Source organism: Microbacterium sp. Root166, from assembly GCF_001427145.1.
GTDB lineage: Bacteria > Actinomycetota > Actinomycetes > Actinomycetales > Microbacteriaceae > Microbacterium.
Map to the genome: position 1 here is coordinate 552,984 of NZ_LMGL01000002.1, position 12,608 is coordinate 565,591.

At 70.8% G+C, this 12,608-nt stretch carries 10 protein-coding genes; 3 read left to right on the forward strand and 7 right to left on the reverse strand.

Features of this window, described 5'->3' with window-relative positions:
• Window positions 1-23 precede the first annotated feature (23 nt).
• From ASD56_RS10415 to ASD56_RS10445, 7 genes are all read right to left on the reverse strand, one after another.
• Window positions 24-1,403 carry a sensor histidine kinase gene (locus ASD56_RS10415; protein ID WP_055965264.1) on the reverse strand — a complete coding sequence of 460 codons (1,380 nt, stop codon included), beginning with the start codon at window positions 1,401-1,403 and terminating at the stop codon, window positions 24-26.
• Complete coding sequence (locus ASD56_RS10420) at window positions 1,384-2,943, reverse strand: multicopper oxidase family protein (protein ID WP_055965267.1); 1,560 nt, start codon at window positions 2,941-2,943, stop codon at window positions 1,384-1,386. Before ASD56_RS10420 ends, ASD56_RS10415 begins: the two co-directional genes overlap by 20 nt.
• An 87-nt stretch (window positions 2,944-3,030) precedes the next feature.
• The gene (locus tag ASD56_RS10425; RefSeq protein ID WP_055965271.1) at window positions 3,031-4,533 is read right to left on the reverse strand and encodes an amidohydrolase; all 1,503 of its coding nucleotides are present in this window, start codon (window positions 4,531-4,533) and stop codon (window positions 3,031-3,033) included.
• Window positions 4,530-5,168: an FMN-binding negative transcriptional regulator gene (locus ASD56_RS10430; RefSeq protein ID WP_055965274.1), complete on the reverse strand. Its 639-nt coding sequence runs from the start codon at window positions 5,166-5,168 to the stop codon at window positions 4,530-4,532. The genes ASD56_RS10425 and ASD56_RS10430 overlap by 4 nt, the downstream gene beginning before the upstream one ends.
• A gap of 38 nt (window positions 5,169-5,206) precedes the next feature.
• The gene (locus tag ASD56_RS10435) at window positions 5,207-6,211 is read right to left on the reverse strand and encodes an Fpg/Nei family DNA glycosylase (RefSeq protein ID WP_055965277.1); all 1,005 of its coding nucleotides are present in this window, start codon (window positions 6,209-6,211) and stop codon (window positions 5,207-5,209) included.
• A 7-nt stretch (window positions 6,212-6,218) separates the two neighbouring features.
• Window positions 6,219-6,764 carry a ribose-5-phosphate isomerase gene (locus ASD56_RS10440; RefSeq protein WP_055965279.1) on the reverse strand — a complete coding sequence of 182 codons (546 nt, stop codon included), beginning with the start codon at window positions 6,762-6,764 and terminating at the stop codon, window positions 6,219-6,221.
• Window positions 6,765-6,818: 54 nt separating this feature from the next.
• Window positions 6,819-8,027: a ferrochelatase gene (locus tag ASD56_RS10445; RefSeq protein ID WP_055965282.1), complete on the reverse strand. Its 1,209-nt coding sequence runs from the start codon at window positions 8,025-8,027 to the stop codon at window positions 6,819-6,821.
• A gap of 166 nt (window positions 8,028-8,193) precedes the next feature.
• Here ASD56_RS10445 and pepN point away from each other — a divergent pair, with 166 nt between their 5' ends.
• From pepN to ASD56_RS10460, 3 genes are all read left to right on the forward strand, one after another.
• Window positions 8,194-10,740 (forward strand): aminopeptidase N, encoded by a 2,547-nt coding sequence (gene pepN / locus ASD56_RS10450; protein ID WP_055965285.1) that lies wholly within the window; start codon window positions 8,194-8,196, stop codon window positions 10,738-10,740.
• Between the two features lie 98 nt (window positions 10,741-10,838).
• On the forward strand, window positions 10,839-11,747 hold the full coding sequence (locus ASD56_RS10455; protein WP_055965288.1) for an ABC transporter ATP-binding protein: 909 nt from the start codon (window positions 10,839-10,841) through the stop codon (window positions 11,745-11,747).
• Window positions 11,747-12,604, forward strand: coding sequence for an ABC transporter permease (locus ASD56_RS10460; protein WP_055965291.1), 858 nt, complete (start codon window positions 11,747-11,749; stop codon window positions 12,602-12,604). Before ASD56_RS10455 ends, ASD56_RS10460 begins: the two co-directional genes overlap by 1 nt.
• Window positions 12,605-12,608: the final 4 nt, after the last annotated feature.

Genomic DNA, 12,608 nt, shown 5'->3' on the forward strand with positions numbered 1-12,608 from the left:
GGCCTCAGCATATTCAGCGGTCATCACGCGATCGGGGTCAGCGGCACGTGTGCACCCACGGAGGTGGGCCCGCCGGCCGGGCTGTCGACGACGAGCATGCCGCGCAGGCCGGCGACGCGGTCGCGGAGCCCCTCGAGCCCGTGGCCCAGGGCATAGGCCGCGCCGCCGCGGCCGTTGTCGACCACCCAGACGTCGAGCATCGACGGCACGCCGCTCAGGGACGGCCGCAGCGACGCCTTGAGCGTCACGGCCGTCGCGCCGGAGTGCTTGATGACGTTGGTGAACAGCTCGGCGACGACGAAGTAGACGGTCCGCGCGACTTCGGGGCTGGTGACGGCGTCGATCGCGGGATCGATCTCGGTGTTGACGACGATCGGCGTGCCCGCCGCGACGGCCGCGAGGGCGGCGGCGAGACCGCGATCCTGCAGCAGGGGCGGGGCGACGCCGCTCGACAGGGCCCGCAGCTCGTCGAGCGCGGCCTTGGCGTGGCCCCGGGCCTCGCGCGCGAGTTCGGCCGCGGCATCCGCGTCTCCCGCCTCCGCACGGCGCTCGAGAGCCGCCAGGTCCAGCTGCAGCCGCACCAGTCGCTGCTGCGGTCCGTCGTGGATGTCGCGCTCGAGCCGCCGCAGGGCGACGTCCTCGGCGTGCACGGCCGCGCCGCGGGCTGCGGCTTCGGCGCGGACCTCGGCGGCGAGGTCGTCGGAGCGCCAGCGGCCGAGCATGCCCGTCGCGATCGCGTGGTGGCCCAGGGCGAGCGCGCCGAGGACCCACGGCATCGTGAAGGTGAACACGATCCCCGCCAGCAGATACAGCACGACCTCGACGCCCCAGCCGTCCCAGCCGCCGAACAGCCACGGCAGGTAGTCGGCCACGAAGTGGCCCCACTCGCCGCCGTCCCCGCGCGGGATGAAGGCCCCCCAGATCCAGTAGGTGAGGCCGCCGAGCCCCACGCTGAGCCAGACGGTCGTGATCGCGAACGAGATCGTGCTGATGACGGGGTTCACGATCATGCCGTGCACAAGGTAGATCCAGTAGTGCGCGTTGCGGAGCGGGCGGGTCAGGGTCATCCAGAATCCGCCGGTGCCCGGCTTGTCGCGGTTCCACTCGGGCTCCGCGATGCGCGGCAGCGACGTGAGCTGCAGCATCCCGCGGTCGGCCAGCCCGAAGCCGCGCGCGATGATCAGGGTGCCGACCACGATCGGCAGTCCGATGACGATCGCGAGGAGTCCCACGCCCGTCCAGAACAGCGCGGCGAGCACGCTCACCGACACCATCGCGAGCACGAAGACGGCGAGGAGGTAGACGGCACGCCCGGGCGTGCGCACCCACTCCCGTCCGTATCCGGTCCAGAAGCCGTCGGTGGTCGCGGGCGCCGCGACGGCGTCAGTGGTCATGGTGGTCATCGCTGTCTCCCTCGGGACGCTTCAGGTCGGGCTCTTGGCCCGGCTCGACGACCAGGAACTGTCCCATCATGCCCTGGTCCTCGTGCCACAGCAGGTGGCAGTGGTACATGTACGGCGTCGTCGCGTCGGCGTAGTCCTCGAACCGCACCAGCAGCCGGTACTCGCGGTTCCACTCGAGCGCGATGGTGTCCTTCCAGCCCGACAGGCGCGCAGGCGGATCTGCGCCGTCGACGCTCAGCACCCGGAACTGGGTGTCGTGCACGTGGAAGGAGTGCGGCAGCGGGTTCTCGTTGCGCACGGTCCAGATCTCGCTGGTGTCGACCGTCGCGGTGAAGTCCGCGCGCCCGAGGTCCATCTCGCGGTCGTTGATCTCGTGCCCCGACATGACGAAGGAGCGCTCGGTCACGGCATCCGCCGCATCCGGAGCGGGCAGATCGACGAGTGTCCGCGGAAGCTCGGGTGAAGAGGCGAGGGATGCCGCGGCCCGCAGCTCGAGCACGTCGAAGGCCGCGCCTCCGGCGTGCAGGGCGGGATCGGGCGCCTGCGATCGCAGGACGACACGCTCCCCCGGCGTGAGGGCCACGACGATCTCGGCGCGCTCGCCGGGCGACAGCGGCACGCTCGAGGCCGTGACCGGCTCGGAGAGGAGTCCGCCGTCGGAGCCGATGAGCGCGAACTCGCGACCATCGGCGAAGGTGAAGTCGTACATGCGGGCGCTCGACCCGTTGAGCAGTCGCAGGCGGACCAGTTCGGTCGACGCCTCGAAGTACGGGGCCACCGTGCCGTTGACCAGGATCGTCTCGCCCAGCACGCCGTCGAACTGCATGCCCAGTCCGCCGGAGAAGGCGCCGTCCGGACCGAACGAGCGGTCCTGGACGATCACGGGGATGTCGTCGATGCCGTAGTCACGAGGAAGGTCGAGCGCCGCCTCGACCTCGTCCTGCACGATGAACATGCCGGCCAGACCGGCGTCGACCTGCTCGCGGGTCTCGCCGTGAAGGTGCGGGTGGTACCAGAGCGACGCCGCCGGCTGGTCGATGAGCCACTCCGGGTGCCACGTGGTTCCGGGCGCGATGGGCGAGTGCGGACCTCCGTCCATGGCCGCCGGCACGTGCATGCCGTGCCAATGGACCGTCGTGGTCTCGGCCAGGGAGTTCGCGATGTCGACCCGAACGCGTTCGCCGCGTTCGGCCATCAGGGTCGGTCCCAGGTACGAGCCGTTGTACCCGAGTGTCGGCGTATCGCCCTGGGAGACGAAGCGCGTGCTGTCCTGGCGGGCCTCGAGTTCGTACACCCGCACGCCACCCTCGAGTCGCGACGGCGCGATCTCGGGGATGAGCAGCGGCTGATCGAACGAGACGCTGCCGGCCTGCGGCGGCGTCGGACGCCCGCTGTTGGTCGCGAACCAGATCGCCGCCGCGGCGATGAGCAGGACGACGACCAGCGGGATCGCGATCAGCACGGCGACGAGGCCGCGGCGCCGGCGGCGAGGCGCGACGGCAGGCGGCGGAGGGAGCGGCGAGGGCAGGGCTGTGACCATGCCTCCAGCCTCGCCAGCGGCGGCCCGCAGCGGCACCCGACTCCCACCCCGAAGCGCAGGGGGGCTGGCCCCCGCACTCCTGCGGGCCTACCCCAGGTGGGTGAGCCGGCCGGCGAGCAGCGTCGCGCCGACCGTCATGCCGCGGAGCTGCTCGGCCGTCGCCGCGAGCGGATCTCCGGTGCAGAGGGCCAGGTCCGCGCGAGCGCCGGGCTCGATGCGGTCGGCATCGGCCGACCCGCCGTGCGTGGATGCCGCCAGCGCGGTGGCAGCGGGGATGCTCTGCGCTCCCTGCCAGGGCTCACGACCGTCGCGCGTGCGGAAGACGGCCGCTGCCATCGCCGCCCACGGGTCCAGCGGCGCCACCGGCGCGTCCGACCCGAAGAGCAGGTTCGCACCCGAGTCGGCGAGGGACCGCAGCGGGTAGGGCTGCGCGGTCTGCTCCGCCCAGATCGCGTCCGTCATGTCGCGGTCGTCGATCGCGTGCTCGGGTTGCACGCTCGCGCCCACGCCCAGCCGGGCGAAACGCGGGATGTCGGCGTGCGCGACGAGCTGCGCGTGCTCGATCGTTCCCCATGCCCCGGTGGCCGCGAACGCGTCGAGCGCGTGCGAGTTGGCGACGTCGCCGATCGCGTGGATCGCCGAGGCGATGCCGGCGCCCGTGGCGCGCGTCATGAGGTCGATCAGGGTCGCGACATCGACGGTCAGCAGGCCGTGGTTGTGCGGATCACCGGGATACGGGCGCGAGGTCGCCGCCGTGCGCGTGCCCAGCGAGCCGTCGGTGATGACCTTCAACGAGCCGACGCGGGCGAGATCGGATGCCGCGCCCCGCGCCGCATCGCCGGTCTGCAGCCCCTCGGCGATCGCCCGGTCGAGGAACTCGGGGTAGATCCCGAACTCCACGCGCAGCGTGTCGAAGCCCGCGGCGATGCGCCGGGCCCAGGCATCCTCGTTCCACGCCATGTCGAGATCGACGATGCCGACGATGCCGCGGGCCGCGGCATCCCGTGCCATCGACGCGACCAGCGGATCGGCCACCGAGGCGTCCACGGCGTTGAGCCGCCGCGAGATCTCGAACGCGGGCTCCTCGCGCAGGATGCCGGTGCCGTCGGGCTCGAAGCCTTCCCGGCGCAGGGCAGCGGAGTTCAGCCACACGCTGTGCACATCGGCGTTGACGAGGTAGGTCGGCACCTCGCCGGTCGCGGCGTCGAGGACTGCCAGCGAGGGCGCATCGGACCACAAGGCGTCGCGGAAGCCCGCGCCGACCCGCCGCCCGTCCGGCAGAACCGGCGCCCGCGCCATGAGCGCGGCGGCATGCGCGGCGGAGCTCGCGACGCCGAGTGATTCGCGCTGCGCCGCCAGAGCCCACTGCACGACGTGGACATGGTGATCCCACAGACCGGGAATGAGCCACGCACCGCCGGCATCGAGCACCCGGCCGCGTCGAGGCAGCGCGCCCGCGGGGGCGATGTCGACGATGAAGCCTTCGCCGAGGTGGATGTCGACGGGCTCGTCGAGGAAGGGATCGGTCCGGTCGGCGCCAGTGAGGCGCGCGTTCGCGATGACGTCCGGCGCGTCGCCGACGGCCGTCATCGAGCGGCCTTGCGGGCGTCGAGCGCGCGTTGCATCTCGGATGCCAGCCGGGGATCCACGTACCCGCCGCCTGCCTGGAGTTCGGCGATGATCGTCTCGATCACCTCGTCGGGCTTGTTCTGGCTGAGCTTGCGCTTGGCCACCACTCGAGTCGGCGTCAGGCGGAAGCCGACCGTTCCCTTCTCGAGCTTCGTGACGAATGCCGGGTCGTTCGGAAGCTCCCACAGCAGCCTGGGCTGCGGCATCCCGCCTTCGAACCGTGCCACGAGCCGTTCGAGCACCACGAGGTTCTCCTCCGGCGTGAGGATCTCCGGCACTCCGCTCAGGTGCGCGGAGACGAAGTTCCAGGTGGGCACCGCCTGCACATCGCCGTACCAGCCGGGCGAGACGTAGCCGTGCGGGCCCTGCACCACGATCAGCAGCTCGCGCGCGCCCAGCCCGTGGATGAAGTCGTCGGGCTTGCCCACGTGACCGACGATGGTCAGGTCGTCGCGATCCTCGTCGAGCAGGACGGCGTAGTGCGAGGCCACGAGCCCGTCCTCGGTCTGGCTCACGAGGGTGACCCAGGGGTTCGCGTCGATGAGCCTCCGCAGCTCGGTGACGTCGGTCATCGCGAAACTCGGGTTCTGGCGCATGGATCCAGCCTAGGACGGACGCACAGTCCCGGCAGCGATCACGCCTGGCAGCGCGGGCACCAGTAGAGCTTGCGGGTCGCGACCTCTTCGACCACGATCTCCGTGCCGCACACGCGGCACGGCAGACCGGCGCGGTGATAGACCCAGTGGCGGTCGTCACGGCTCGCCATCGCCCGCCGGTACGCCTCGGGGTCCAGGTCGTCCATCGTCATCATCTGGCCGGTCTCGACGCCGATGGCCAGCAGCCGCACCCAGTCCCGCCAGAGGTCGCGGACGACCTCCTCGCGCACCTCCCGGCCAGGAGTGTGCGGGTTCTGGCGTGCGCGATACAGCAGCTCCGCGCGGTAGACGTTGCCGATGCCGCTGACCACTGTCTGATCCATCAGCAGCAGCCCGATCGAGGTCGGCTTGCGCCGCACGACGGACACGAACCGCTCCTCGCCCTCGGCGACATCGTCGACCAGCGGGTCGGGGCCGAGCTTCGCGATGGTCGCGGCGACCTCGTCCGGCGTCCTCAGCTCGCATGCCGTCGGCCCGCGCAGGTCGGCCGCCGTGCTCTCCGTGAGCAGGCGGAGCCGCACCTGGCCGACGACGGGCGGCGGCCACTGCTCATCGTCCCCGCCCAGGCCCGTGGTCTGCTCCGACATCCGGACGTGCACGCGCGCGCGCCGTGGTGCCCCGATCGACGTCAGGGAGTTCTCTCCCGCATCGTCGAACACCGGGCCGTCCGTGTCGACCACAGCGCCGCGCTGATTGGTCTGACCCAGCCGGCCGTTCGCCGCGGCGATGGTCGGATCCACCATGATCTCGCCGGCGAAGTCCCACGCGCCGTACATCCCCAGGTGCACGCGCAGCCAGAGATCGTCGTCGAACTCGAGGAACATCTGCTTGCCGACCGCACGGACCGCGGTGGCCGTGCGCGCGTCGATCGCCGCCGCTCCCTCGGCGAAACGGCCCTGCGGGCTGGACGCCGAGACCACGCGGCCGACGATGTTGCGATCGAACTGCCGGGCGATGCGGTGGACGGAGTGGCCCTCGGGCATCGTGCGGTCAGCCCGCCTCGGGATCGAACGAGCTGTCGTCGGCGTCGAGCACATCAGGCTGACCGCGCTCGGCGCGAGGGTCGGGCTCGAGCGAGCCGTCCGTCTCGTACGCGGCCAGCTGGGCGATGCGCCGGGCGTGCCGCTCCTCGCCCGAGAAGGGCGTCGCGATGAACCGGTCGATGAACGTGACGGCCTCGTCGAAGGTGTGCTGGCGGGCGCCGATCGCGATCACGTTCGCGTCGTTGTGCTCGCGGGCGAGCTCTGCGGTCGCGATGCTCCACGCGAGCGCCGCGCGGACGCCGAGAACTTTGTTCGCGGCGATCTGCTCGCCGTTGCCGGAGCCGCCGAACACGACACCCAGCGCCTCGATTCCCGCTTCCTGGTCACGGACCACGGCCTGCGCCGCCCGGATGCAGAACGACGGGTAGTCGTCGAGCGCGTCGTACTCGACGGGACCGTGATCGACCACGTCGTGCCCCGCCGCGGCGAGGTGGTGCTGCAGCTGGGTGGAGAACTCGAGGCCGGCGTGATCGGTCGCGATGTGGATGCGCATGGGCTCAATCCTAGGGAGCGGAGGCAGGGCGCCTCGTGCAGATTGCGGGTGGGGTCAGGGGGCGATGCCCGCGGCGGCGGGCTTGAACCCGGCACGGACGTTCTCGCAGCAGGCGGGCCGGCACACGTCGAACCACGGGCCGAGATCGGTCGCATGCGGGCGGTCGCCGGCGCGCGTGCCGTTCAGTCGCTCCTCGACGAGGTCGACCAGGCCCGAGACGAACACCGGATCCACGCCGGGGGTCGGGGTGCGGACCGAACGAAGCCCCGCCTCGGCGGCGGCATCCGTCGCCTCGGTGTCGAGGTCCCACAGCACCTCCATGTGGTCGCTCATGAAGCCGAGCGGCACGATGGCCACCGCGGCGACGCCGGCTGCGGGAAGCTCGGCGATCACGTCGTTCACGTCGGGCTCCAGCCACGGCTGGCTCGGCGGACCGGACCGGGACTGGTAGACGAGCTCCCAGCCCACCCGGGCGGCAGCGGGGATCTCGGCGGCGACCGCCGACATCACGACCTCCGCGACGGCGAGGTGCTGGGCGGCGTAGGCACCGCCGGGGCCGAAATCCCGATCGCGCGGACCCGAGCGCTCGGCATCCGCCGTCGGAATGCTGTGCGTCGAGAACAGAACCCGCACCGCCTCGGGCGGGAGGCCGTCGGCCAGGAAGCCTCCGACCGCGTCGCGCACTCCGTCGATGAAGGGCTGCACGAACCCGGGGTGGTCGAAGAACTGACGCACCTTGTCGATCGTGACGGTCCCACCCAGGCCGGTGGCCTCGAGCACGCGCGCGATGTCCTCGCGGTACTGCCGGCAGCTCGAGAACGACGAATAGGCGCTGGTCGCGAGCGCGAGGAGATTCGCATGACCGGATGCCGCGGCATCCTGCACCGCCTCCTCGAGGTACGGCGCCCAGTTGCGGTTGCCCCAGTACACCGGCAGCGCGATCCCCCGGGCGGCGAGTTCGGCTTCGAGCGCCGCCTTGAGGGCGCGATTCTGCGCGTTGATGGGGCTGATGCCGTCGAAGTGGCGGTAGTGGTGCGCCACCTCCTCGAGGCGTTCGTCGGGGATGCCGCGTCCGCGCGTGACGTTGCGCAGGAAGGGGATGACGTCGTCCTGGCCCTCGGGCCCGCCGAATCCGGCGAGGAGGATGCCGTCGTACGCGACCGGCACCTCCACATGGGCGGGACCGGATGCCGCTGCCGGCGACGCGAAGAGCACCGGGCTCTCGGCATCGGCGGGCACGGCCTGGTTCTGCGCTTCCGACATCACCTCTCCATCCTTTCATCGCTCCCGAGAGAGTCGGCGCGCGCGACCGGCCCGATCCTCCACAGGCGTGCTGGTACGGCGACCGCTGGAATAGGCTGGGACGGTTGCCGCCGGCGCCAGCAGCGCCTCCCCGCGGCATCCCACCCTCACCCACGGGAGCATTGCAGTGCCTGGAGAGAACCTCACCCGGATCGAGGCGCAAGAGCGCCGCGCGATCGTCGCCACCCACTCGTACGAGGTCGCCCTCGATCTGACCCAGGGCCCCGAGGTCTTCACCTCGCGCACGGTCGTGCGCTTCTCGGGCACCGCGGGCGCCGACACGTTCATCGACCTCATCGCCCGCGAGGTCCGTGAGATCACGCTGAACGGCCGGTCCATCGATCCGGCCACCGCTTTCGCGGATTCGCGCATCGCGCTGTCGGGCCTCGAGGCCGAGAACGAGCTGGTCGTCGACGCCGACTGCCTCTACACGAACACCGGTGAGGGTCTGCACCGCTTCGTCGACCCCGTCGACGGCGAGGTCTACCTCTACTCCCAGTTCGAGGTGCCCGACTCGCGCCGCATGTTCGCGGTGTTCGAGCAGCCCGACCTGAAGGCGACGTTCCAGTTCACCGTCACGGCACCCGAGCCGTGGAAGGTCGTCTCCAACTCCCCCACGCCCGAGCCGAAGAAGCACGGCGACGGCGGCGCGACCTGGTCGTTCGAGGCGACGCCGCGCATCTCCTCGTACATCACGGCGCTCATCGCCGGCCCCTACGAGGCCACGTTCTCCGAGCTCACCAGCTCGTCGGGACGCGTCGTGCCGCTGGGCGTCTACGGCCGCAAGAGCCTCTGGCAGCACCTCGACTCGGACTACATCTTCGACAAGACCCGCCAGGGCTTCGCGTACTTCGAGGAGAAGTTCGACTACGCGTACCCGTTCGCCAAGTACGACCAGCTCTTCGTCCCCGAGTTCAACGCGGGCGCGATGGAGAACGCGGGCGCCGTCACGTTCACCGAGGCCTACGTCTTCCGCTCGAAGGTGACCGACGCCGTCAAGGAGCGCCGCGTCGTCACGATCCTGCACGAGCTCGCGCACATGTGGTTCGGCGACCTCGTCACGATGACCTGGTGGAACGACCTCTGGCTCAACGAGTCGTTCGCCGAGTGGGCGTCGACCATCGCCACCGCCGAGGCCACCGAGTGGACCGAGGCGTGGACGACCTTCAACGCCATGGAGAAGACCTGGGCCTACCGTCAGGACCAGCTTCCCTCCACCCACCCCGTCGTCGCCACGATCAACGACCTCGAGGACGTCCAGGTCAACTTCGACGGCATCACGTACGCCAAGGGCGGCTCGGTCCTCAAGCAGCTCGCGGCGTGGGTGGGCATCGAGCAGTTCTTCGCCGGTGTCGCCGCGTACTTCAAGAAGAACGAGTGGGGCAACACCGAGCTGGTCGACCTGCTCAGCGAGCTCGAGAAGACGAGCGGGCGCGAGCTGGGAACCTGGTCGAAGAAGTGGCTCGAGACCGCGGGCGTGAACACCCTCTCCCCCGAGATCGTCACCGACGTCGACGGCGCCATCACGCGCTTCGCGATCGTCCAGACGGCACCGGCCGACTACCCGACCATCCGGCCCCACCGCCTGGGCGTCGGCTTCTACAACGTCGAGGACGGCGCGCTCGTGCGCGTGCACCACGTCGAGCTCGACGTGGACGGCGACCTCACCGAGGTGCCCGAGCTCAAGGGCCGCAAGCGCCCCGACCTCGTGCTCCTCAACGACGAGGACCTGGCGTACGCGAAGATCCGCCTCGACGACCGCTCGCTGCAGACCGCGATCGATCACCTCGGCAAGATCAGCGACCCGCTCGCCCGGTCGCTGGTGTGGGGTGCCGCGTGGGACCAGACGCGCGATGCCGAGGCATCCGCTTCGGACTACGTCGATCTCGTGCTGCGCAACATCGGCTCGGAGACCGAGTCGACCACGGTCCGCACCACGCTGGCCCAGCTGCAGCTCGCGGCGAACGCCTACGTCGCGCCCGAGAAGCGCTCCGCCACCCGTGAGAAGGTCGCCGACGCGCTGTGGGCGCTCGCCCAGTCCGCCGAGGCGGGCAGCGACAGCCAGCTCCAGTTCGTGACGGCGTTCGCCGGCGCGGCTGCGACCGGCGCCCAGGTCGAGAAGGTGCGGCAGGTCCGCGACGGCGAGGTGTCGTTCGAGGGACTCGAGATCGACACCGACCTCTCGTGGCAGCTGCTCGTCGCACTCGCCGCGGGCGGCGTGGTGACGGTGGCCGACATCGACGAGGCGCTGGCCGCCGACAACACGGCGAAGGGCGGCGAGTTCGCGGCGCAGGCGAAGGCCGCGCTGCCGACGGCCGAGGCCAAGGCCGCTGCCTGGGCCTCGCTGGTCGACAGCGACGACCTGCCGAACACGATCGTGCGCACGACGGCACTCGGCTTCGTGCACCCCGCGAGCGTCGACCTGCTCGGCGACTTCGTGGCGCCGTACTTCGAGATGCTCCTGCCGGTGTGGGAGTCGCGCAGCTACAAGATCGCGGAGTACCTGATCTTCGGCCTCTACCCCGCCCCGCTCGCGAACGTCGCCCTGCGCGACGCCACCCGCGCGTGGCTCGAGGCGAACGCGAACGCAGCTCCCGCGCTGCGACGTCTGGTCGCCGAGAACCTGGCCGGGGTCGAGCGCGCGCTCGCCGTCCAGGACCGCGACGCCCAGTAGCACAGCAGCGGCGGTGGTACTCAGGTACCACGCGCCGAACGACAAGACCCCCCTTGCGGCCGACGCGGCCCGAGGGGGGTCTTGCGTAGCGTCGAAGCATGATCGTCGCAGAGAATCTGAGCAAGAGCTTCGGAGCCAAGCACGCCGTCCAGGATGTGAGCTTCACCGTCCATCCCGGCCGTGTCACGGGCTTCCTCGGCCCCAACGGCGCCGGGAAGTCCACCACCATGAGGATGATCGTGGGGCTGGACAAGCCCACGAGCGGTCGCGTGAGCGTCGACGGGCGGGACTACCGCAGTCTGCGCTCACCCCTCACCGAGGTCGGCGTGCTGCTGGACGCCAAGGCCGTCCACACCGGCCGCAGCGCGCGGAACCACCTGCGGGCCATGGCCGCCACCCACGGCATCCCCCAGCAGCGCGTGGACGAGGTGATCGACATCACCGGCCTGAGCTCGGTGGCGCGCAAGCGCGCCGGCGGCTTCTCGCTGGGCATGGGCCAGCGGCTCGGGATCGCCGCCGCCCTCCTCGGCGACCCGCAGACCCTGATCCTCGACGAGCCCGTCAACGGCCTCGACCCCGAGGGCGTCCTCTGGGTCCGCCGCTTCGTCCGGCACGTCGCATCCGAGGGCAAGACCGTGCTGCTCTCGAGCCACCTGATGAGCGAGATGGCACTGACCGCCGACCACATCATCGTGCTCGGGCGCGGGCGGGTCCTCGCCGACGCGCCCGTCGACGAGCTCGTCCGCCAATGGACTCGGGCCACCGTGCGCATCCGCACGCCGCGCGCCGTCGAGCTCGCGCGCCTGGTCGCAGGCGACGGCGTCGTCGTGACGCACGTGGCGGAGGGCGTGATGGATGTCGAGGGCTCCCCTGCCGAGAAGATCGGCGACCTCGCCCTGGCGAACGGCATCGCACTGCACGAGCTGACCCCCACTTCCGGAACCCTCGAGGACGCATACCTCGGACTCACCGGCGACGACGTCGAGTACAAGACGAAGGACATCTGATGACCACCACGATCGCTCCCGCCCCCGTCCCGGCGCGCGCAGCACGGACCGCCTCTCCATACCGGCTCTCGTTCGCACACGTGGTCCACTCCGAGTGGATCAAGTTCACCAGCCTCCGTTCGACCTGGTGGTCCATCGGGCTCGTCGCGGTCGTGTCGATCGGGCTCAGCCTGCTCATGGCATGGGCGTTCGCGAGCTTCGAGGGCGAGATGCCGCCGATGTCCATCGCAGAGTCGAACGCGCAGGCGGTGCAGGTCATCGTGTTCAGCACGGTCCTGACGCAGCTGCTCGCGGTGATCCTCGGAACCATCACGGTGACCGGCGAGTACTCCACCGGAATGATCCGCTCGACGCTGACCGCCGCACCCGGCCGCACGGCGCCGCTGTTCGCGAAGGCCCTCGTCGTCGCCGTCACGATGTTCGTCACGAGTGCCGTGGTGTTCGCGATCGCCGCGGCCGTGTCGGGACCACTGCTCCCGACCGGCGCCCTCGATCTGAGCCACGCCGACAGCTCGCTCATGCCACTGCTGGGGGCTGCGCTGTACCTTGCGCTCATCGCCGCTGCCGGAGTCGGCATCGGCTTCATCATCCGCAACGGCCCGGGTGCGCTGGCCGTCGGCATCGGCCTCGTCTTCGTCGCACCGATCCTCGTGCTCTTCTTCCCGCGGCTGGACTCGTTCGAGTGGATCCACGACGCGGCCGGCTACCTGCCGTCCAACGCGGGTCAGTCGCTCTTCATGGGTTCGCCGATGACCGGTGACGCACTCGACACCGTACCGGCGCTGCTGACGCTCGCCGCCTGGACCATCGCAGCCATCGTCGGAGGCCTCGCGGTCCTGAAAACCCGCGACGCGTAGAGTC